A 22,015-nucleotide genomic window follows, 5' to 3' on the forward strand; every position below is an offset into this window, starting at 1 on the left:
TCTTGAGATCTGTCATGTGTTGCCCCTTTGCCCAATGCTGAAAGTGCTCTGGTTAACTTAACTTAGTTGATCCGCGCCACGTTGGGCAGCGTCTCCACGGGGAACATCTCGTTGAGTGCGGTTACCCAGATTTTGTTGGCATGGTCACGATCAACCTTGTGCGCTCCGATTTCGCGGAGCAGTGCGCGGATGGTGAGATCCAGGGCCTCCGACAGCCCGATGTTATTGACGCGGGCCGTGTGGACGCAGGCCTCGATGAATCCATCGAGCTTGAACTGAAGCATGGCCTGTTGCGGCCCGTTGAGGTTGGCAAAATCCGGCATGGTGTTCTCCTTAGGCGAGTGCGATGGGCGTGAGGCTACGCGTCGGACGGATCGCATGGAAAACCGGCGGGATTTCCGGTTCGAGCCTTAGGGGCAGCGGATGGGTGGCAAAGCGGTGGGATCTTGCTGGAACGCTGCCGGTGCCCAGGGTTCACGCCGTTCGGGTTAGTTCGAGTTCGCGGTAAGCAGCGCCTCGGCGAGGTCGAGAGCGTCGTCGGGCCAGTAGTCCATCGGGCGCGGGTGGTGCACGCCCTTGGCCGCGACTGGCCGGCAAGTGAGGACGGCGTTCCGCCACTGGAGCGGAACGGCGTCACGGCCGTGGAACGCGCCGAGCAGAGCGCCGCAGACGGCAGCGTTGGTATCGGTGTCGCCGCCCCTCTTGACCGTTCCGATAACGGCCTCTTCGAGATCCGCGTCGCGCATCAGCCAGAAGAACGCGTTCCCGAGGGCCGTCAGCACCCAACCCATCTGATGCTGGTAGTCCTTGGGCGATCGCCCCCCCGCCGTCACGACGCAGTCGCGCACCACTTGGGCGCCCGGAGCGGCTTCGCCCGTGTCGGCGTGATCGTAGGCGGCCCGGTGCATTGCCTCTGGCCCCCGCTCCGTGATCCCGTTGACGCCCGCGGCGATTGCCGCCGCGAAAGCGGCATTCGCCGCGAGGCACACGGGATCGGGATGAGTCAGCAGCGCGTCCTGGACGGCAATCTCGGCGGCCAGTTTGGGGTTGCCTGCCGCGAAGATGCCGATGGGCGCCGCGCGCATCAACGCGCCGTTCGATTGGCTGGCAGAAGCAGCCGGGCGTCCCGCTTCTAGCGCCCCGATCCCGCTCGACGTGGTCACGCCGATGTCGAAGGGACCTGACTTGCGCCAGCCTATATAGGCTCGGGCGACGGCATCGCGGTTGAAGCCACAGTCCTTGACGAGGCTGCGCGCCAGAGCGAGCGCCATTTCGCTGTCGTCGGTGGGCTGGCCCGCGATCAGGTTCCACGTTCCTCCGTCCTTCAGGGTGCGGACACCATCGGGATAGCGGCGCGCAATCGCCGCTGCGGTCTCAAACTCGACGGCGGAACCCAGCGCGTCTCCCGTGAGCTGGCCAAGCAGGCAGCCGTGCGCGTAACTGAGCCTCAAGGGATCCGAAACGCGAGCCTTCGGCCGCGTGCCGTTGCGTGGCTTCCGGATACCTGGGCGGGTACGCGCCTTGGCAACGGCTGCGACGATCTCAGGGAAGCCACCAATACAGCCATCGAATGTCTGGCGCTGACGGTAGTCGATGGCTTTTCCGGCGCCGTCCACCAAAACCTTGCCGGCGCCACTAAGCAGCGCGTGCCCGCCGGCTATATCCCAGGGGGCGAGTGCGTAGGCCATGCTCACACCTGCATCGACCTCGCCCACGGCAGCAAGTGCCAGGCGGTAGGCGGGGGCCGGCACCGCGCGCACACGGAAGCCTGGAAGGGTCAGGTGGTTGTGCAGCGCATAGTCCGCCGCATCGGTCGTCATGGCGACGAGGGACGGCCGATTGGCTTCCACCGGGCGGACAGGCTCGCCATTGCGGGTGAGAACCCCGCCCTGGCCCCACGCGAACAGGTCGCCCCTGTCGTCCGGTGCAACTGGCGCATAGACGACGCCGAGGACGGGCACGCAATCTTTCAGCAGTGCCACCGAGATGGCCGAACCGCGGATCAGCTTCAGGAAGTCCCGTGTCCCATCGTTCGGATCCACCACCCAGCAGGAGCCGTCGGGGCTCTCGATGGCTGATGTTTCTTCGCCGAGCCAGCCGCAGGGATAGAGCGCCATCAGGCGGCGCTTCAGCAGTTCTTCCACATCCTCGTCGACGGGGGCGTGCCCATCGTGACCGCGCGGGCCGCCGGCACGATGGAACTCCTCGCGGATCAGGACGCCTGCCTCCTTGACGGCCTCGACGACATCCGGCAGCAGATGAAGGGTGGAAGTTGGGATGGTTGGCCGGTTCATGGCGATCCTCCTTAGTTGAGTGCGATGGGCGTGATGCTACGCGCCGGACGGATCACAAGGGAAACCGGCGGGATTTTCCGGTTCGAGCCTCAGGGGGCAGCGGATGGGTGGCAAAGCGGTGGGATTTTACTGGACGCTGCCGGTGCCCTGGGCGGGGTTCACCAAGCTGTCGGGAAACATCGACGAAGCGGCCAGGGAAAGTCTCACGATCCGCTTCCAGGTCGAGGCTGTCCGCACCTTTGCCGCGAAGAATGGCTATAAATTGATCCGCGAGGTCGCCTTCCTTGAGATTGAGCCCGATCGCGGCAGCGACCTTGTTCGGGAGCCGTTGAACAAGATCGAGACGATCTGCCGGGCCGAGAACGCCACGTTGCTCTACGTCGATTTCTCGTACGTGCAGGGTTGGCGCAGTCACGGGCCCATGAACGAGTGGTCACGCTCGACGAATATCCTCACTGAGCCGGTTTGGACGGAACCGATCACGATCGACGGCGAGCTGTTCGACCCGCACAAGCATTTCAGCGACTGGCGGAAACGTCAGCATGAATGGACTGATGGCAAGGAACTGCGGGTCGCCAGGGCTCGGGCGTGTGCAAGCGAACTCAAATCAAAGGGGCAAAAGTTCAAAGACATCGCCGACACGCTCAATGCTAAAAGCATTCGCAGCGCCACAGGTAAGCCATGGACTGCCGACAATGTTCGAAGGCTTCTGCAAACCGCCTCGTAACCGGTCTTCGGCTGTGCGATGGCTACAACGGAATCGAAGCAAGTCATACTAGAGGTCGGCGCGGAACGTGGCAGCATCACCCTCGTTGGCAGCCAATCCGGCGGATCGTGGCGGTTCCGGGTTGAAACGAACGAGTCCGCTCTGCTCGACCTGCTCGAGGAGGATGACTGGCTCGAAATCCCGCAGCGTCCCTGGGTGACGGACTGGCACGCAGCTCTTGCCCAGCTTGACGGGTATCTGTGGTTCGAACTTTACCCTCTCGCGCCGCAATCTGCGCTCTACCCGATGAGCGCGGCTTCGTCTGCTCGATCTTCTTCGGTGTGATCGTCGGCTCTCATATCTTCGGAAACGGGTCTGATATGACTACTGTCAGTGGTAAGGGCGCTTGCTAGCCCGGTATGCAGACCCTCCTCGATGACGTAGGAAGGTGTCTGGCGTGACGTAAACTCTAGGGATTCGGCGTGGGAATCCATACGGCTCACGCAGCGGACGACGAGGAAAGGCCAATGGGTCAACCGCCAAATCCAAAACGTCTTCGCAAGGTGCTTACCGATAAGCGCTTTCTGTCAGAATTGCACCACCTGCTCTGGCGACCGCATTTCGATAATCACGGAAAGCGCGACGAAGGGTGGATGTGCCGAGATCACGCTTTCCTGGTGGCCGGCATTGGAGCTTTGTGTGGCTATTGTGCTGCTCTCTGCTGGGGGAAGGTAGCTCTGGTGGGTCCCACGTCAAACGGCAGCGCAGGTCTTCTTTCCGTTGACGAGCACGCATGGGCAGGCTTCGAGGGCGTCGGTTTTACGACTTAAGCCTGAATCTGGCTGGCAGCATGGCCAGCGTCGACTGGAAGCCTTGGCCAAGCCAATATCTCGCCGGCGCCAAATTCTATCCGGGAGCGAGTGTCAGGTATGAGTACTTCCTTGGTACCGACGTCTCTCGTTGGCGGAGTTCGATCCAACGCGCATGCACGGCGGGCGATGGGTTTCATGCCTTGTATTTGGGCGAGGAACAGGGCTACCTAACAGGGGATGATCTCGCCGGTGCGGCGGGGTTCATCAACTCCCCACTAACTGATGACCTAAGAACACTGAAAGGATTCGACGAACAGATTTATGCAAAGGCGGTTCAGCATCTGTGGGGCGTGTTGAACCACACGCGTCGATCGCTGCTGACGCTCAGCCAACTCGACGCATGGCAGAAGATCACCGAAATGGAATCTGGCGCGTCGGAATGGCTGGAAAAGCGCGCAAGACTTCCTCGTAGTCATGAGGATATAGGCGCCTGAATTCGGAAGACAACGTTTCAGCATGTTTGAAGAATTTTGGCGCCAACGAGAAGCATGGATTTCAAGCCGTTTTTGACGGCCTGACGGCCAACGCCAAGCTCATGCTCGCCGGGCCAACTTGTCAGCTCACGACAGAAACCGCTTCAAGCTCAAACCGGCGAACAAAATGTAAGGCGGAATAGCGAGCGAATAGTGGCCACAGTTCAATTCCAGAATATCAGGCATGGTCCCGGCGTCCTTCAGCCTCCGCATGAATCTCTGCGACAGCTCTGGCAGAACAACCTTGTCCCTCCTGGCCAGCACAAGCTGAAGATCGAGACCAGGCCGTGCCAGACCATGCGCGTGGTTCTCCAGGTCAAGTGGCCCCCAGCACCTTCTGAGATCGGCAAGCTCAATCTCAGGCTCAAGGCTTTCACGTATTGAACGTGTCGCGCGACCCGTCCAAACCATATCCGCAAGACTTCCCCCCGCCAGAAACAGCGAGGCTTTTGACACAGCCGGATCGTGCGCAGCGATCAAACCTGCGACCCAGGAACCTAAGCTCATGCCGAGAACGGAAATTTCTCGATAGCCTTCGCTTTTCAACCAACGAATGAGTTTTCGCCCGTCCCATACGGCCTGCCTGACAGACTGGATCGTCCGGCCGAGATTCGGGCTGAGCATGTAATCGGCATGGGCGGAGCCAGGACGGCTGCGCTCGAAATGATAAGGCATGGCGATCTCGACAACCGTGACGCCAAACAGTGAGAAGAACTTGGCAATCTGGCGATTCCGCGCGCTTGCATTCCAGTGATGAAAAACCACCATCGCCCGATCGAGCGACCCGCTTTCCGTGATTTTCGCCCAGACTACATTGTTCGCTTCGATGTCAGTCGAAATGCCCGACGGAAATCTGAGCCAGCCCTCTTCCCTTTCAAATCCCTGGCCGCTCCCGCTCGGCTCATCGAAGAAAGCTGGATCAGCCAGGGCGCTGTCCGCAAGGACGCAAAACTCCTCGATGCTTGTCGCCTTCATCGCGCCCGGAAAGGCGCGTTCCGCATCAAGGACGAAATCCGATGCTTTCTTCCCTTCCTCGCCGCGCCGCGCCCGCTGCTCATCCCAGTGATCAAGCCAGCTATGTAACACTCTGCGACTCACTCGCTGGCCATCGCCCAAACCATGGATCAAACAGGCCGTATATCGCGAACAGCACTCCGGCGCCCAGAAGGATCGAGAAACCGGCAAATGCACCGATCAGCAAATAGCCGGCAACGAGCAGCGCTACGACCGCCGACATCTTCCACAAAGGTACATGAAGCCGGCTCCCGACGCCTGAACGGATTGCGCCATACAGAAAAACAAAACAGGTCGAAATGACGATAAGAAGGCTGCTGTATTGCGTCGGCAGTCTGTAGCTGAATCCACTGCTCGCGTCGTCGTGCTCATACCAGGCTGAAGACAGATCGCCGACCAGCCAGGCCACAATATTCGTTCCATTCGATGCTAGGTAGGAGCTTTGAAGTTTCATAACAGTGGCGATCAGAATGCCCAGAACAGTAGATCGGAAAATCCATCGCATCACCCTGAAGCCAGCTTCATTCAGCTCACTTCTGTAATCCACCTCCGGCTGGTCTTTCGATGCCTCTCCAATTCTCCAAAGATCATCGACAACCGTATAGAGCAAAATGAGACCTGCGAAGAAAAGATAAAAGCACAAGCACATATAAAGATACGCAAGCCCTGTGAATACGATCGCTACCGGCGCCGATATGATCTCAGGCCGCACAATCGCAATCTTTCCCCAATCAATCGCATACTCGCCACCGCCATTCAGCAGCGGGATCAGGCACACGCCGATCCACTGGAAAAGACCGGCGAACATCACGCAAATCAAAAAGACCGCCCAATATGAATAGGATGATGCTTCGACATTGCGCGCCCAGGCATCGTCGCTATCCTTCCGGTCACCGTGTCCTGCCAGCTTCGAGCGCCCTTCATCTTTCCAAAAGGTCACCAACTCAGACACGAAGGCAAAAAACAGCGGCAGGAACACCATGAACACGAACGTCCAGTTTGCCGCCCAAAGAAACCCGACCTGCTTAACGACGCCGTCCGCCCGGGTATATGTCACGTTGTGTATGCCCGTAATATACGACAAAAACCCGAGAGCGGTGATGCCCGCAAACACCGATGCCGGCAGGTTCAAGGGAGATCCGCGACTGAAAAGCGCCTCCGATCGCCTCGCCAGGCTGAAACGCCGGCCCGGCCCCCTGGCGTCAGTATCCCGCGCCAGTTCAGCCGGAGACCCTGTCCCGTTGTCATCGAAGGCCGGAGTCAGCGCCGCATCCGGAGACGTCGGCGCAATGGTGCCTGCCTCTCTTTTAGATTCTCGTCTCCTGGCCGTTAACCGCGACTGCGCCGCGCTGAGCTCCATCTGCCATTCGCTGGTCGCCACCGGATCATCGCAGCCAAAAACCCTTGCCAGCCAGCGAATATTGGCAGTGCTGATTCCCTTCTCGTTCTCTTGAAACCAAAGCTGCACCGTTCGCAGATCGACCCCAATCCGGTTGGAATCAATCTGTGAAATCGCCTCCGCAAGAAGCTCGGGTGTCCATGGGCCTGCAGGAAATCCATCTTTGCCCAATCGCCGACCCGCACCCGCGGCGGCCAATCGTTGGAACAGTTCTTTGAAATCACTCCCGTCTCGCGGCGGAGGGAGAAATAACTTTCCGTTCTTAAACAATAGCTTACAGGCACTGATTCCGTTTCGTTTCGCTCAGCTTCGTATCCTATCGTGCTCTCGTCCTTAATCAACGTTTTATCGACCCGGTGCAACGCATCGCAGATCTCCGGCTGGCCCCGCGGGCGGCGATCCCCTTTCCGGTTTTCTGCTTGTCCCCTCTCTCCCGCTGCTCCGCGCGAATTCGAGGAGCAGGAGAACCGCTTCGAGGGAAAGGGAAAAAGGCAGCTTGGAAGGAGCTGAGGCGGCAATGGTTGAAATGAGGACAGAGAGCGGGCGACCGACCCTCGCGGAGCCGATTAACGAGCACCTGACGGCTCAAAAGGCGGCGAATTCGGTCGTGAAGGAACGGGAAGCCCGTCGCTTGGAGACTGACCTTGCTGGCGTCGCCTATCTAGCTCGGAGGTCGGGGATACCTGCCACTGTCCCGGATTTCCGGTTGTTCCAGTACGCTTTCGCGTCGGCAGAGCATGGCAGCTTTCGCCGCGCAGCGGCCGCGCTGAATGTTCAGCAGTCGACAGTGAGTAGAAGCGTCCGCAGTCTCGAGGATCGTGTCGGCGCAAAGCTCTTTGAGCGGGCGCATTCGGGAATACGACCAACGCCGGCCGGCAATCGATTCCTGGAAGAAGTCACGCTGGGATTCGATCACTTCAGACGTGCAACCCGGCGTGTTGGAGCTTTGCAGCGGGGCGAGCATGGCGAACTTGCGATCGCCGTCAGCGTGCCATTCGTCCGGTTGGGTCACGCATTTAAGAGGTTTCGAGAAAGGTACGGAGGTATCTCGGTCGAGATTGTCGAGGCCACATCGAGCGCGAGCTGCGCGTCGGTTCAGCAGCGCACAGTGGATGTGGCATTTGTGACGAAGGTCGCGGGACACGGAGAGCTCCGCTCGCTGCATATGGGGAATGAACGCATGCTCGCGGTCCTGCCGAAATCTCATTCTCTTGCCGGTGCGCGCAGATTGAACCTGGAAGAACTTCGCCGCGAGCGCTTTATCCTTAGCGACGGCGGCTCGGGACCCGAAATTGAAGACCACCTCATCCGCCGGGCGGCGAAATGGGCTGTTAGCCCGAACATGCAGTTGCATCGCGTGGATCAATGCAATCTCATCAACATGGTGGGTATGGGGTTTGGTGTGACTATCGTCGTCGGCTCTTCCCTACGCGCTGTCACCGATGAAGTCGTCCTCGTTCCGCTGGTGGCTCGAAATGCCCTGTCGCTACATGCGGTCTGGATGGACACCAACCCCAATCCCGCGCTGAAGCGACTGCTCGACATCGTGCGGGAATCTGGCTGTGCTCGCATGGCCACCTAGTGGTCAAACCTGACAGATGGTACCCGTCTCGGAGGACCGTTCGGGATGGTCTCCTGCCGTGAATCTCGTCGACCGGAACGAGCAACGAGCGCCAATGGCGGCCATTTTTGGCAGCGGCGTCGACAGATCACGGCGGGATGGCCGAGCGAGATTGCCACTTTTGCAGCAATTATCACCCTGGCGGACTTGAGCAGCCTAGGTGGCGTCGTCCAACCACCCTTCGGCCCGCGCTCTAGAACTGGGCGAACCGCTGCTCGACCTTCTGCGCAAACTTTTCCCGCGCCTCCGGCGAGATGTCGTAGATGGAGTGCTGCGCGAGATACAGGTGCTTCACGCCGAGGCCGCCGCAGGTGGCCTTCAATCCGCGCAGCAGCACCTTTCTCGCCGGATCCTGCATCAACAGCTTGTTGTAAAACCAGGGCGCGCCGCAGGTGGTGACCACGCCCATCCGAGTGAGGTTGAGCAGGGCCGGCTTGATGAGACCTCCGTCCGGCGGCTGTTCAAAGGCAACGCCCGGACGCCATACGCGATCGAAATAACCCTTGAGGATCGCCGGCATGCCCAACCACCAGGTGGGAAAGCAGAATACGCAGGCGTCGGCCCATTTCAGCGCGTCGATATAGACCTTCAGGTCCTGCGGCGGCGGCAGCGGCGCCTCGTGCCCGCGCCACTCCTCCTCCCCCATCGTCGGGTCGAACTTCATCGCGTAAAGGTCGAAATCGATGACCTCGTCGCCCCTGGCGTTGAGCGTCCGCAGGATCCGCTCGTGCAGCGACGCGTGGTAGCTGTCGGCTGCCGGATGCGCATAGACGACGTTGACCTTCATGGAGCGCCCCACCCCCCGCGCCTACCGATTATGGCAGCTTGCGCAAAAACCCCCAAGGTCCGCCGTCAGGTAAAGCACATGCGATCCACCGGTACGTTCGAGCTCCCACGCTGATAGTCGCACCTTCGCCCCTTTCTCGGATTGACGAGGCGAAGCTGGCGGACGTACGGCACCGGATATTTGTCGGCGAAGCAGTGTAGGTCTACTTCGACATTGTTCGTGCGACGATGGTCCGCTTCGGGTCATGGCTTCCCCTTCGATGTCTTGAAAGGAAGGTCCGCAGGGGATCGCGAACGGTATTTCGCGTCGGGTACCAACCGTTAGGTTTTCACCACTAGCTGCAAGCCGGATGGTTAGGCTCCAGGAAATGCCTTGCGCGAACGTGCGAAACCTCTATCGGTCGCGATGAATCGTTGCAGCATCGGAACGATCAGGCGCACCGGGTCAATAACCTGCCGTCCGGACTCACGTGAGAGTACTTCGGCATAGGCGACAAGATCGCGATGGAGTGAGGCGGGCAATTCCAGCGAAACTTTCACCGGCTTCTCGTCGGCGATCGCGCCGAGTTTCAGCTTGGCCATGGTCATCCCCTGTACGGCTCGAATATCAAGTCTCGCGTGACGATGATCCTGACCGGGAATCCCGGCCGGATTGTCAGGGTCGGCGTGACCTGCAACTGGCGTTGGATGATCTGCTGGCCGGCGTCATTGATGGTGTCCTGCGCTCCATCACGGATAGCGCGAACCAGCCGCTCCTCGTCGCTGACGGCCAGCTCAGACCCGACAGCCAGCAGAGTGGAGAGACCGGCCGCTTTTGCCAGATCCCACCAATGGTAGTCGACGCCATCCTCGAGCCCGGCATAGCCTTGCGTATCCGCGCCGGGCTGGCGCTCGAGCACGATCGAGCGACCGTTGGGCAGGATGAGCCGGTTCCAGACGAGCAGCACGCGGCGCTGACCGAACTGCACATTGTTGTCATACTGCCCGATGACGCGCGTGCCTTGTGGCACGAGCAGGATGCGGCCGGTCGGGCTGTCGTAGATGTTCTCGGTGACCTGGGCGGTGATCTGGCCCGGTAGATCGGAGCGGATGCCGGTGATGAGCGCGGCCGGAATGACAGCGCCTGCCTGAAGGATAAAGGGCGAGGCGGGCGTCACGACGCGATCCGACGACGTGGTGCGGCGATCGACGGCCGCGTTGAGGAAGGCGAGTTGCTTGTCCTGTGCGGTCGGCTGGCCGGGCTGACCCGTCAGGTCGAGACCGGCGAGATTCGGCAGGGCTGAACCTCCCGGCAGTGCACCGGCTGTCGATGCGCCCGGCGCGGTCTGGAAGAACACCTTGCTTGTGCGGGCGGCTTCTTCCTCGGCTCGCCGCCGTTGCTCGGCCTCGTCGACCGTGGGTGTCGTAATGGTCGGGGGAACGACAGGCTGCCCCTTGTTCTGCGCATCGACGATTGGCCGGCCGAGATCGCCGGGCAGCGGTGGGCCGAGTACCGGGCCGGTATAGTCATGCGGCAGGCCGGCGAGACCGTCGGCCGGCTGACGGTTGCTGGTGGAATAGAGCTCCTTGCCGTCATCGCCGGATGTCCGCGTCTGGAGCGCATAAATCAATGAGCCGCCGATACCGAGGCCTCCAACCACAGCGATGCCCGCCAGCACCTTGCGGGACAGACGCGTGACACGCGGCGGCTCGGCGCGAAGACGCATAGGAGCGGCAGCGATCGTATCGGTGTTGTCGCTCATGAAGGCCTCCCATCCGTACGCACGATTCTGACGGTTTGCTGCTGCTTGCCGCTGCCAAGGCGCAGCTCGGCCGCTCCAAAGAGGCGGTCGACAATCAGAATGTTGCGGTAGATGCGGGTGTTGGCGATCTGCGCCTCACCCTCCGGTCCGATCACGAAGATCGGCGGCATCTCGCCCTGGACGATTCCGCGCGGGAACTCGACATAGACGCGCCTGCCGTCGTCATAGACGGAGACCGGCTTCCAGGGCGGATTGTCACCAGTCAGGCCATAGCGATAGTTGCGAGCGGCGACGATCGGGATGACCGGCGTGGCCGGAACGCTTTGCCCATTCGCGGTCGCCGAGCGCGGATAGGCCCAGGCAACGGCTGGCATGTAGGGTTTTGGGCCGGAGCGCAGCTCGAGCATGTAGCTCCGCCGGTCCGTGGTGATGACCAGGTTGGTGGTGATGTCCGGGCGCGAGGGTTTTACCAGCACATGGACGCGACGCGTCACACCGGAACCGGATTCGGTATCGCCGATGATCCAGCGTGCCGTGTCGCCGGCGGCGATCGGACCGGCGCCGGTCAGGCTTTCGCCCGGCTCCAGCGCGATGTCGGTGATCTGCCCTGGCGCGGCATAGACCTGATAGAGCGCACCTTCCGACCAGGGATAGATCTGGATGGCGTTGTAGTAGCCTTCGCGGCGCGGCTGGACACGCGCGGCGGCATTTGCGCTCTCGACGCGCTCGACCGGGGTGCCTGCTGCCGTGCCGCCTTTCGCCGGCGTCCAGGCCGGCGGGATATGCAGCGGCTTCGGCCGGTCGTCGGTGACGGAGGCAGGCACGGTCGGCAACGGCGGCACGTTGCGATCGTAGCTGATTTCCGGCGGCTTCTGGGGCGTAGCGCAGCCGGCGAGCGCAATCCCGGAAAGCAGCAGAACCGGAAAGGCGGATTTACGGAAAGCCGGAATGACGACGATATGGAAAAGTGGCTTTCCGGAAGTGCGGATGATCGACCGGTTCATTGGCTCATCTCCCGCGACCAGTTGATGGCGTTGACGTAGATGCCGAGCGGATTTGCCTTGAGACGGTCGGCGTCGCGAGGCGGCTGGATGACGATGGTCAGGATCGCGGTCCAGCGCTCGCTGGTGGAAAGTTGGCCGTTCTCGTAATGGCGTTCGGTCCAGGCAACGCGGAAGCTGTCGGCCGAGGCGCGGATGACCGAGGAGACGTCGACGGAGACCTGTTGCTTGCCGACTTTGGTGAACGGGTCGTTGGAGCGGGCGTAATCATTGAGGGCCGCCGCGCCCCGATCCGTCGTCCACTCATAGGCGCGCAACCAGTTCTGGCGGACGATGACGGGATCGGCCGGAATGCTCCTGACCTGCTCGATGAAGCGGGCGAGATGCCATGCCATCTGCGGATCGGTCGGCCGATAGTCCGCAGTGGCCGGTTCGACCGCCTGCGCCTGACCAAGCTTGTCCACCTGGATAATCCACGGAACGACGGTTCCTTGTACCGATTGCCAGACAAGGGCCGCTGCGAAACCGGCCGACAGGACCAGCGATCCAAAGGCCATATAGCGCCAGTTCTTCGCCTGCACGCGCGCCGAGCCTATGCGCTCGTCCCAGACCTGTTCGGCCCTCTGATACGGTGTTTCGGGTTGTGGGGTCTTGCCGTAATGGGCGGCTGGTCGCTTGAAGAGGTTCATGACTTGTCACTTTCGGAGAGATTGACGGAGGTGCCGGAGCCGTGGCTGTCGCCGGAGCGGACGGCATGCGCGGTTGCCTGAACCGCATGGCCGGTATGTCCCCTGCCTCGTATGCGCTCTGCCCAGGCGGGCGGTGAGCCGGTCGTGGCCGAAGAGGAGGCCGCCGCGGCAACGCTCCCAGATCCAACGGTTCCCTGGGTGGACGTGCCGCCAGTGGCGCTGAACCCGCCTTTGACGCCTTGAGCGTAGCTCGACTGGACGCCGGCGACGGCCCGTCGCAAAGGCGACACGGCAGCTGATCCGGCAGCACGCGCGACACCGCCGAGACCGGAAGCGGCGCCCGCCGCACCCGTTTGACCCATCGAACCCAGGGTGTAGGCTGACGATATCGCGCCGGCGATGGTCGCACCGCCACGCACGGCAGCGGCCCCGCCCCTCGCTGCCAGAACCGCACCACCGCCGGCGGCAAGCGCGGCTCCGCCGACAGCAAGGCCGGCGCCCGCGGCCGCGCCGGCTCCAAGCTGCGGGCCGCCGCTGACCAGGCCGGATGCGATGCCGGGGCCGAAGCTACCGAGGCCGAGCAGTGATAATGCGGCGAGTACGACGGCCATGGCGTCATCGATTGTTGGCGTGACGCCTCCGAAACCTTGCGTGAACTGGCTGAACAGCGTCGAGCCGATGCCGATGATGACGGCGAGCACCAGCACCTTGATGCCGGAAGAAATGACATTGCCGAGCACGCGTTCGGCCATGAAGGCGGTCTTGCCGAACAGGCCGAACGGGATCAGCACGAATCCCGCCAGCGTGGTCAGCTTGAACTCGATCAGCGTGACGAACAGTTGGATGCTGAGAATGAAGAAGGCAAGAATGACCAGCGCCCAGGCGAAGAGCAGGCAGGCGATCTGGATGAAGTTCTCGAAGAAGGCCACCCAGCCCATCAGGTCGGAGATGGATTCCAGCAAGGGCCGCGCGGCATCGAGACCTGTCTGCGCGACCTTGCCGGGGCGCATGAGGTCCTGTGCGGTGAAGGCCGTGCCGGAGGCCTTCAAGCCAAGGCCCGCGAAGCTGTCGAAGACGATCTTGGCGAGGTTGTTCCAGTTTGAGATGAGGTATGCGAAGACGCCAACGAATAGCGTTTTCTTGACCAGCCGCGCCATGATGTCCTCGTCGGCGCCCCAGCTCCAGAACAGAGCGGCCAGCGTGACGTCGATGACGATCAGCGTCGAGGCGATGAAACCGACCTCGCCGCCGAGCAGGCCGAAGCCGGAATCGATGTAGCGGGTGAAGACCCCGAGGAAATTGTCTATGACCCCCGAACCGCCCATTTGTCACCGTCCTTCGCTGGCGGACGGTGATGCCGGCGCGGGCCTGCGGCCGAGAAAGCGATCGCGGGTCTCGGCCCAAATGCGCAGGCATTCGGCATCCTCGGCGGCCTTCTGCCCAAGCTGCTGACAGCGGCGCTGACCTTCGCGCAGGGGGTCCCGCTCCGGCTGGACGAGATGTCCGGGTGCCGATGCCGGGTCCTCGTCCTTGCGGGTCAGCTCGATCACCGTCGCCGTGATAGCGACGGCGACGAAGATGACCGCTGCCAGCCGGGCCAGTATCTTGCCGTCCATCCGACCGCCCTCAGTTGCCGTTGAACATTTGGGCGTTACCTGGCTGGTAGCCGCTGCCAGGCGTGAGGAAGCGACGGCGCTGTTCGCGGCCCTGCGCCACTGCGGCCGCACGCTCCGCCTCGGTGAGCGCACCGGCGCGGCCGTTGGCCGAGATCAGCGCGACAAGATCGGAGAGCTGCTGCGACTGGAGCGCGAGGATCTGATTGCCGGCCTGCGTCGCCTGAAGCGCGCCGGTCGCGCCCTGGCTCTGGTTCACCAGCTCGGACATCTCAATGCGGTTGGTGTCGATATTGCCGACCACGCCGGCCTGCACACGCATCGCGTCCTGCAAGCCGCCGACCGTGTTCTGCCAGCGGGTGCGCGCGTCCGCGACAAGCTGCTGGTCGGTCGCAGACATGGACACGTTGCCGTATTGCTGCTGGAAGGCCTGGTCGATCTGCTGGACGTCGAAGGCGATATTTTGGGCCTGCTGCAGAAGCTGCTGCGTCCGCTGCACCGATTGCTGGATCTCCTGAAGGGCGGAGAACGGCAGGCTCGCGAGATTGCGGGCCTGATTGATCAGCATCTGCGCCTCGTTCTGGAGCGAGGTGATCTGGTGGGTGATCTGCTCCAGCGTACGCGCGGCAGTCAGCACGTTCTGCGCGTAGTTCGACGGGTCGAACACGATCCTCCACGCATGAGCCGGCGTGGTCAGGACGGGCGCGAGAGCAATAGGCGCTGCGAGCATGGTTGCGGCGAGGAAAACGGCGCGCGGGCCGGCGAAACGACGGGTCATGGGTGGACCTCCTTTTCGGGCTGGGAGATGAGGGTCGGGAAAGCGGGGAGGAGATCGACCGCCCAGTTCACGCCGCGGGCGTTGAACCAGGCGGCGAGGAATCCTTCGCGGTCGTGGTCGGCGACGATCTGCGCAATGAGCGTCTGGTCGGATTTGGCGGACGCGGCGCAGAGCGCGAGGCCGACTTCGGAAAGGCCGAGCTCGAACAGGCGATTGCCGCGGTGGGACTGGCAGTAATAATCCCGTTTCGGCGTCGCCCGCGCGAGGATGTCGATCTGACGGTCGTTTAGGCCGAAGCGCCGATAGATCGCAGTGATCTGCGGTTCGATCGCGCGCTCGTTCGGCAGAAGCAGCCGCGTCGGGCAGCTCTCGATGATGGCGGGTGCGATCGCGGAATTGTCGATGTCGCTGAGCGACTGGGTGGCGAAGATGACGCTGGCGTTCTTCTTGCGCAGGGTCTTCAGCCATTCGCGCAACTGGCCGGCGAAGCCTTCATCGTCCAGCGCGAGCCAGCCTTCGTCGATGATGAGCAGCGTCGGTCGTCCGTCGAGCTGGTCGCCGATACGATGGAAGAGATAGGCGAGCACGGCGGGCGCAGCGCCTGTCCCCACCAGCCCCTCGATCTCGAAGGCCTGCACGTCCGAACCACCAAGGTGCTCGGTCTCGGCGTCGAGCAGGCGTCCGTAAGCACCGCCGACGCAGAACGGCCGCAAGGCCTGCTTGAGGTCATTCGACTGGAGCAGCACACTCAAGCCGGTGATGGTGCGTTCCTCGACCGGCGCGGAGGCCAGCGAGGTCAACGCCGTCCAGATATGCTCCTTGGCTTCCGGCGTGATCTTCACGCCTTCGCGGGTCAGGATCGCGACGATCCAGTCGGCGGCCCAGGCGCGGTCGTAGGTGTCGTGGATGCGCGCGAGCGGCTGGAGCGAGACGGAGGTGTCCGAGCCCTCCGTCAAGCCACCGCCAAGGTCGTGCCAGTCACCTTGCATGGCGAGCGCTGCGGCGCGGATCGAACCGCCGAAGTCGAAGGCGAAGACTTGGGCCTGGCCGTAGCGCCGGAACTGTAAGGCCATGAGCGCGAGCAATACGCTCTTGCCGCTGCCGGTCGGGCCGACGACCAGCGTGTGGCCGACGTCGCCGACATGCAGGGAAAACCGGAACGGGGTCGAGCCTTCGGTTCTGCCGTAAAGCAGCGGGGGCGCGTCGAAGTGCTCGTCCCGTTCCGGCCCCGCCCACACGGCACTCAGGGGGATCATGTGGGCGAGATTCAAAGTGCTGATGGGCGGCTGGCGGACATTGGCGTAGGCGTGACCGGGCAACGAACCAAGCCAGGCATCGACGGCATTGACCGTCTCGATCATGGCGGTGAAGTCGCGGCCCTGGATGACCTTCTCCACTAGCCGCAGCTTCTCGTCGGCGAGACGCGGATTGGCATCCCAGACGGTGATCGTGGCCGTCACATAGGCCATGCCGGCGACGTCCGCGCCAAGTTCCTGCAAGGCGGTGTCGGCGTCGGCCGCCTTGTTGGCGGCGTCCGTATCAACGAGCACGGACTGCTCGTTGGTCACCACTTCCTTGAGGATCGCGGCGATCGACTTGCGCTTGGCAAACCACTGCCGCCTGATCCTGGTCAGCAGCCGTGTGGCATCCGTCTTGTCGAGCAGGATGGCGCGTGTCGACCAGCGATAAGGAAAGGCCAGCCGGTTGAGATCGTCGAGCAGGCCGGGCGTGGTCGCGGTCGGGAAACCTACGATCGTGAGGATGCGCAAGTGCTGATCGCCAAGTCGCGGCTCCAGCCCGCCGGTCAACGGCTGGTCTGCTAGCAGCGCGTCCAGATAGATCGGTGTTTCCGGAACGCGGACGCGATGGCGCTTCGTCGAAACGCAGGAATGCAGATAGGTCAGCGTCTCGGCGTCATCGAGCCATGCGCATTCAGGCATGAAGCCGTCGAGCAGCGCGAGAACACGGTCGGTTCGATCGATGAAGGCGCGCAGGATCTCGTGTGGATCGACGCCCGACCGCTCGCGGCCCTCGTAGAGCCACGCTTCGGTCCGTGCGGCTTCCTCAGCCGGCGGCAGATAGAGGAAGGTTAGGAAATAGCTCGATTCGAAATGCGCGCCTGCTTCCTCGAAATCGGCCTTGCGCTCGGCATCGACCATGGCGGAGGCCGGATCGGGAAAGGTACTGTCGGGATAGGTCGCGGCCTCGTGACGCTGCGCCTCGACAAAGATGCTCCAGCCGGAGCCAAGGCGGCGGAAGGCGTTGTTGATGCGGCCGGCCACGGCGACCAGCTCGGCCGCGACGGCGGAATCAAGATCTGGACCACGAAAACGTGCCGTGCGCTGGAAGCTGCCGTCTTTGTTCAGCACGACACCTTCGCTGACAAGTGCGACCCAGGGCAGATAGTCGGCGAGGCGAGAAGCGGTGCGGTGGTATTCGGCGAGATTCATCATGGCCGCGCCCTCACACCGCCATATGGCCAGGGATGCGCAGGTGTCTGCGCCCGACTTCCACGAACAGCGGATCACGTCGCGCCGCCCACACGGCCGCGAAATGGCCAATCGCCCAGATCACGAGGCCGAGCAGCCAGAGCCGAAGGCCGAGGCCAACCGCGCCGGCGATGGTGCCGTTCATGATGGCGATGGAACGCGGCGCGCCGCCGAGCAGGATGTGCTCGGTCAGCGCGCGATGGACCGGGATTGAAAATCCCGGCACGGCGTCGAGTTGTTCGAAGGCTGTCGCCATCAGATGAGCGCCCCGCCGCCGAAGGAGAAGAACGACAGGAAGAAGCTCGACGCTGCGAAGGCGATTGACAGGCCGAAGACGATCTGGATCAGACGGCGGAAACCGCCGGAGGTGTCTCCAAAGGCGAGCGTCAGGCCGGTCACGATGATGATGATGACGGCGATGATCTTGGCGACCGGCCCCTCGATCGACTGGAGGATTTTTTCGAGGGGCTGTTCCCACGGCATGGAGGAGCCGGAGGCGTAGGCAGCCGGCGCCGTCACGATGACGGTCAGGAACGCGGCGGCTGTCGCGAGGCGGCGACGCATGCGCAAGGCGCGCTGGATCATTCGGGTTCTCCTTCGGGATTGGTTGTGGTGATGCGGTAGTCGCCGGCCGGACCGAGGCCATCGACGCGGGCGAGTTCGGCAAGCCGGCGCTGCGATCCGCGGCCGGAGAGCACCGCAACGAGATCGATGGTCTCGGCGATCAGCGCGCGCGGGACGGTGACCACGACTTCCTGAATGAGCTGCTCGAGCCGGCGAAGCGCGCCAATCGCGCTGCCGGCATGGATGGTGCCGATCCCGCCCGGATGCCCCGTTCCCCATGCCTTCAGCAGATCGAGGGCTTCTGCGCCGCGAACCTCGCCGATCGGAATGCGGTCGGGCCGCAGGCGCAGCGAGGACCGGACTAGATCGGAGAGCGAAGCGACGCCATCCTTCGTCCGCATGGCGACAAGGTTGAGCGCGGCGCATTGCAGCTCGCGCGTGTCCTCGATGATGACGACGCGATCGGCGCCCTTGGCGACTTCGGCGAGCAGTGCGTTGGTGAGCGTGGTCTTGCCGGTCGAGGTGCCGCCGGCCACAAGGATGTTGGCACGCGACTGGACCGCCGCGCGAAGCGTGGCCGCCTGGTCGGCGCTCATGATGCCGGCCGCCACGTAGTCGTCGAGCGTGAACACCGCGACGGCGGGTTTCCTGATCGCGAACGCCGGTGCGGCAACAACCGGCGGCAACAGACCTTCGAAACGCTCGCCGGTTTCGGGCAGCTCGGCCGACACGCGCGGGCGGCGCGCATGCACCTCGGCGCCGACATGATGGGCGACCAGGCGCACGATGCGCTCGCCATCGGCGACCGACATCGTCTCACCTGTGTCGGCCAGGCCCTCGGACAGCCGGTCCACCCAGATGCGGCCGTCCGGGTTCAGCATCACCTCAACGACCGTCGGCTCTTCCAGAAGCCGGGCAATGGCAGATCCAAGTGCCGTGCGCAGCATGCGCGCGCCGCGCTGGATCGCTTCCTGCCTGTGGTGAGTGGCCGACATATCGTCCCCGTTTCGGCGGGGACGCAACGATCTGTTCCCCGAATGGGGATGACTAAAAGAGCCTCAGATCAGGCCGATTCAACAAGTTTCGGTCGTAGTAGCGGCGTGGCGTGCAAATACAGGAGATCGGCAGTGATGCCCTGTCTTGAACCGTGGAGGGTCATCACTGAAGGCGTCTTGCGCTGCTTCTTGATTCGACGTCTGCGGGATGCAAAGCGCCTGCAATTTGGCCACCGGAATCAGGGATCGATCACCCGTGACTTCCAGCGTCCGGTTTCGACCTTAATCTCAGTCGTTCGACGGGTCACTGACGGCGTCCGAAAGCCGTCGCTCCTTGCGCATGTCGTCGTTTTCTCGGAATGATTAGAAGTTCGCGCCGCAGTCCGGACAGACGACGTTAGCTATTTGGTCGGCAATTGTGAGGTGGTACGTCATCTGCAGTCCGTTCTTATGTAGTTGAGTGCCACATCCAAAGCAGGGCGTCCGCATTGACGCGGCACCACAGTGCGAGCATCGGTAGAACCATTTGGCATTGCCGCGTTCGGTCCTTCCTTGTGTGACATCAGTCCTCTCGTGAGCCTTGCCGCAGGCGATACATAAGCTTGCATTGGACCGGCAGACCTCGGCTTTTTCGCCCCACTGATCACCTTGCCCAGCTCCATTCGCATTGATCCGCCCGAACTCGGGCTCGGGAAACGCCTGCTGAAGCTCGAGTGCGATAAGACGGCGCAAATTCATGGTCGATGCGTCGGCGGACACGGGATCCGCACCCAGCTGGATGCTGCCGTGAGCGTGACCCGTTGGGTGGTCCTGTCCGTAGTCACAGTCTCGGCTCCAGACCAACGGCGAAGTCCTATGGTCAACCGCTCCCTTGGCAGGATGGAGGATGAAGACGCGGTCGCCGTCCTGACCATAGTCCTTGGTGTCGACCAGCAGCCTCAACATATCGGCAAGTTCCCCATGCTTCCAGCGCGTGCGAAACTTCGCATCCATGACGAGGCCAGAGTGCTGCCGGGCCAGGTTACCGAAGATTGATGGGCGATAGCCCCATGCCAAATCATTACTGGCTTCAAGGTCTGCTGCGGGGGCCGAGACCTTGAAACGTAGCCGAAAATCCGGACGCCGTCCGTTGACCAACACGGGCTCAACATCCAGTCGGACGGTCATACTGGGGTGCTGACGTGTGAATTTGATCGTGAAACCCGTGTCTCTGGGCTCCCTCGCTTGAGTTGAGAACGTCACGACATGTTCGACCCAATCCGGCTGTGGGACAAAGCCAAAGTCCTGCATCAGAACCGCGACGATCTTGATCAGGCACCAGCGTTCATAGAGCGCGCTGGCATGCAAGACGTTGATGCGTCCGAGCTTTTCGAGCGTGTCTCCGCCAATGCCCATGCTCTGCTCCAGGACCACTACTTTGTGGAAGGCTGCCAGCGCGCCCGCATAGATCGGATTCTGGACAAAACGCATGCCCATCGGAAATGTTGAACTAGCCGAAACCCCGAGGCGATCCCATAAAGCGTCCTGGCGACCTAGGCCACTCTCTATGGCGTCGAGTGCGACAGACGCGATTGCGCCATCCTGGGCACGAACATCGAACTGGCTTGCCCGGATAAGCGCGGTGTTTGCCTCCGCGCGATACTCCTGGCGCTCCTTGCTGCTGATCGCCCTGTGCCAGCCTTCGCGTTCATATCGCAAGCGGGTGGCTACGCGTCGCTCAAGCACTGGTGATTGAGGTCGGACAGCCGAGATCCTAGTAAAAGTCGCTCTGCGTCCCGCCTTGCCGTTCACCGTGGTAAAGGGCCTGACACTCGCCTCTCCCACCAAAGCCAAGGTGAGGTCTTTGTCGATACTCTGAGCCTCCCCCACAAGCTCATGAAGGCCTTCGGGGAACTGGGCCACACTGACCTGGAAGCGCTCGCCTGCGCCACTCTGGCTGTCGCCATCCAGATTTCGATAAAAAAGGCCTCCACCTTTTCCCTCATACTTCTTGCCTACCGAGAAGCGATACTCGCGTTCGGTTGATCGAGATAAGACCGAACCGACCGCCCAGTTGGCGATCGCTTCCATGCGTCGCCGAATATCGGCAAGTTGGTTGTCGAATATCTCCTGATCTACCTCGATCCGCTCGATGGCGAGTAGATCTGCCGCACGTGCCTTCTCTCTTGCAGAACGGGCTGCAAGCTCCCGATGGTGACGCGATGACGAGCGGGCAACAGATTGCGCCACGCGTCGGCAATGCTGAACCAGTCCGCGCAGGTATCGATTCTCAGGAACGTCAGCGCTCTCCTGTGCCGCGCGCCCGGGGTAGAGCCGTGCCCCAGGGCGGCGCATGACGGCACGAAACGTCTCGGCATTCGGACGTAGACGCGATGAAGGGGCCAGCGTCGTGACTTCCCGGATTTCCTGAGCAGGACGCTCGAGGACGCGGCCCGCAGCGTGGGCAAACTCCCTGAGTGCATCGACAAGGTCACGGCTGTAGTCGGACCCCACCTCGCCCAAAGCCCCTGTCGGCTTCCCAATCGCGAGCCAGACCAGCTCGTCCCGAAAGTCATCGAGATACTCCTGCGCATGGGCGCGATCGAGCTCGCTCGCGACGGCGTCGATGACCAGCTTCCGGTATGGTCCAAGCTCCACCGAGAATGTCCCGAAGGATCGGTGCATCTCAGAGAGATATCGGTTGTTGGGCTTGCTCCAGCCAGTAGCGGGAATCCACCAGACAGCACCGTGCTCATCAAGCACCGGAAGCCATGGATGGCGTTCGCCTTGGGCATCGACGGTCGCCGGTTCGACGCTTGCGAGTTGACCAAAGAGTTTCAGGCCGACCCATGGAGCGAAATTCCGGAAGATCGAAACTTCGGCATACATCGTGCCATCTCTCTCGGTAGCGATCTCGATTGGATAAGTCGACACCTCGATCCGCCGGCCAATTCCGGGCGAATCCCATTCGATCTCAAGATAGTGCGCCGACACCCCCAT

The 22,015-nt window shown here is 62.3% G+C and carries 21 protein-coding genes; 4 read left to right on the plus strand and 17 right to left on the minus strand.

Features of this window, described 5'->3' with window-relative positions; all coding sequences use genetic code 11:
- Positions 1-62 precede the first annotated feature (62 nt).
- Positions 63-323, minus strand: a complete 261-nt coding sequence (locus tag ACSBOB_RS33275; RefSeq protein WP_442580267.1) for a hypothetical protein — start codon at positions 321-323, stop codon at positions 63-65.
- Between the two features lie 165 nt (positions 324-488).
- Entirely contained in the window at positions 489-2,294 is a 1,806-nt protein-coding gene (locus ACSBOB_RS33280) for an inositol monophosphatase family protein (RefSeq protein ID WP_442580268.1), read from the minus strand.
- A gap of 103 nt (positions 2,295-2,397) precedes the next feature.
- On the opposite strand from ACSBOB_RS33280, the gene ACSBOB_RS33285 reads away from it, so the two are divergent.
- The 3 genes from ACSBOB_RS33285 (at position 2,398) to ACSBOB_RS33295 (ending at position 4,306) form a co-directional block, all read left to right on the plus strand.
- Positions 2,398-3,021 carry a recombinase family protein gene (locus ACSBOB_RS33285; RefSeq protein ID WP_442580269.1) on the plus strand — a complete coding sequence of 208 codons (624 nt, stop codon included), beginning with the start codon at positions 2,398-2,400 and terminating at the stop codon, positions 3,019-3,021.
- Between the two features lie 18 nt (positions 3,022-3,039).
- The gene (locus ACSBOB_RS33290) at positions 3,040-3,345 is read left to right on the plus strand and encodes a hypothetical protein (protein WP_442580270.1); all 306 of its coding nucleotides are present in this window, start codon (positions 3,040-3,042) and stop codon (positions 3,343-3,345) included.
- A gap of 505 nt (positions 3,346-3,850) precedes the next feature.
- The gene (locus ACSBOB_RS33295) at positions 3,851-4,306 is read left to right on the plus strand and encodes a hypothetical protein (RefSeq protein WP_442580271.1); all 456 of its coding nucleotides are present in this window, start codon (positions 3,851-3,853) and stop codon (positions 4,304-4,306) included.
- Between the two features lie 126 nt (positions 4,307-4,432).
- Here ACSBOB_RS33295 and ACSBOB_RS33300 read toward each other — a convergent pair whose 3' ends face one another.
- Both ACSBOB_RS33300 and ACSBOB_RS33305 read right to left on the minus strand, forming a co-directional pair.
- Positions 4,433-5,431, minus strand: coding sequence for an alpha/beta fold hydrolase (locus tag ACSBOB_RS33300; protein ID WP_442580272.1), 999 nt, complete (start codon positions 5,429-5,431; stop codon positions 4,433-4,435).
- Positions 5,421-7,028, minus strand: a complete 1,608-nt coding sequence (locus ACSBOB_RS33305) for an RcgA family putative transporter (RefSeq protein WP_442580273.1) — start codon at positions 7,026-7,028, stop codon at positions 5,421-5,423. The genes ACSBOB_RS33300 and ACSBOB_RS33305 overlap by 11 nt, the downstream gene beginning before the upstream one ends.
- A 247-nt stretch (positions 7,029-7,275) precedes the next feature.
- Here ACSBOB_RS33305 and ACSBOB_RS33310 point away from each other — a divergent pair, with 247 nt between their 5' ends.
- The gene (locus ACSBOB_RS33310; protein ID WP_442580274.1) at positions 7,276-8,340 is read left to right on the plus strand and encodes a LysR family transcriptional regulator; all 1,065 of its coding nucleotides are present in this window, start codon (positions 7,276-7,278) and stop codon (positions 8,338-8,340) included.
- A gap of 232 nt (positions 8,341-8,572) precedes the next feature.
- Here the strand turns inward: ACSBOB_RS33310 and ACSBOB_RS33315 are convergent, their stop codons facing one another.
- From ACSBOB_RS33315 to ACSBOB_RS33375, 13 genes are all read right to left on the minus strand, one after another.
- Positions 8,573-9,166, minus strand: a complete 594-nt coding sequence (locus tag ACSBOB_RS33315; RefSeq protein ID WP_442580275.1) for an NAD(P)H-dependent oxidoreductase — start codon at positions 9,164-9,166, stop codon at positions 8,573-8,575.
- Between the two features lie 353 nt (positions 9,167-9,519).
- On the minus strand, positions 9,520-9,747 hold the full coding sequence (locus tag ACSBOB_RS33320) for a DUF2274 domain-containing protein (RefSeq protein WP_442580276.1): 228 nt from the start codon (positions 9,745-9,747) through the stop codon (positions 9,520-9,522).
- 2 nt (positions 9,748-9,749) lie between these two features.
- Entirely contained in the window at positions 9,750-10,907 is a 1,158-nt protein-coding gene (locus tag ACSBOB_RS33325) for a TrbI/VirB10 family protein (protein WP_442580277.1), read from the minus strand.
- Positions 10,904-11,911 carry a P-type conjugative transfer protein TrbG gene (trbG, locus tag ACSBOB_RS33330; RefSeq protein WP_442580278.1) on the minus strand — a complete coding sequence of 336 codons (1,008 nt, stop codon included), beginning with the start codon at positions 11,909-11,911 and terminating at the stop codon, positions 10,904-10,906. The genes ACSBOB_RS33325 and trbG overlap by 4 nt, the downstream gene beginning before the upstream one ends.
- Entirely contained in the window at positions 11,908-12,597 is a 690-nt protein-coding gene (gene trbF, locus ACSBOB_RS33335; RefSeq protein WP_442580279.1) for a conjugal transfer protein TrbF, read from the minus strand. The genes trbG and trbF overlap by 4 nt, the downstream gene beginning before the upstream one ends.
- Entirely contained in the window at positions 12,594-13,922 is a 1,329-nt protein-coding gene (gene trbL / locus ACSBOB_RS33340) for a P-type conjugative transfer protein TrbL (protein WP_442580280.1), read from the minus strand. Before trbL ends, trbF begins: the two co-directional genes overlap by 4 nt.
- A gap of 3 nt (positions 13,923-13,925) precedes the next feature.
- Complete coding sequence (gene trbK-alt / locus ACSBOB_RS33345; protein ID WP_442580281.1) at positions 13,926-14,213, minus strand: putative entry exclusion protein TrbK-alt; 288 nt, start codon at positions 14,211-14,213, stop codon at positions 13,926-13,928.
- Positions 14,214-14,223: 10 nt separating this feature from the next.
- Positions 14,224-14,988 carry a P-type conjugative transfer protein TrbJ gene (gene trbJ / locus ACSBOB_RS33350; RefSeq protein ID WP_442580282.1) on the minus strand — a complete coding sequence of 255 codons (765 nt, stop codon included), beginning with the start codon at positions 14,986-14,988 and terminating at the stop codon, positions 14,224-14,226.
- Positions 14,985-17,441 carry a conjugal transfer protein TrbE gene (gene trbE, locus ACSBOB_RS33355; protein WP_442580283.1) on the minus strand — a complete coding sequence of 819 codons (2,457 nt, stop codon included), beginning with the start codon at positions 17,439-17,441 and terminating at the stop codon, positions 14,985-14,987. Before trbE ends, trbJ begins: the two co-directional genes overlap by 4 nt.
- 10 nt (positions 17,442-17,451) lie before the next feature.
- Complete coding sequence (locus ACSBOB_RS33360) at positions 17,452-17,733, minus strand: VirB3 family type IV secretion system protein (RefSeq protein WP_442580284.1); 282 nt, start codon at positions 17,731-17,733, stop codon at positions 17,452-17,454.
- Positions 17,733-18,062, minus strand: a complete 330-nt coding sequence (locus tag ACSBOB_RS33365; RefSeq protein WP_442580285.1) for a TrbC/VirB2 family protein — start codon at positions 18,060-18,062, stop codon at positions 17,733-17,735. Before ACSBOB_RS33365 ends, ACSBOB_RS33360 begins: the two co-directional genes overlap by 1 nt.
- Entirely contained in the window at positions 18,059-19,036 is a 978-nt protein-coding gene (trbB, locus tag ACSBOB_RS33370) for a P-type conjugative transfer ATPase TrbB (RefSeq protein ID WP_442580286.1), read from the minus strand. Before trbB ends, ACSBOB_RS33365 begins: the two co-directional genes overlap by 4 nt.
- A gap of 363 nt (positions 19,037-19,399) precedes the next feature.
- On the minus strand, positions 19,400-22,015 hold the full coding sequence (locus tag ACSBOB_RS33375) for a hypothetical protein (RefSeq protein WP_442580287.1): 2,616 nt from the start codon (positions 22,013-22,015) through the stop codon (positions 19,400-19,402).

The sequence above is a fragment of the Mesorhizobium sp. KACC 23794 genome, assembly GCF_052180275.1.
Classification (GTDB): domain Bacteria; phylum Pseudomonadota; class Alphaproteobacteria; order Rhizobiales; family Rhizobiaceae; genus Kumtagia.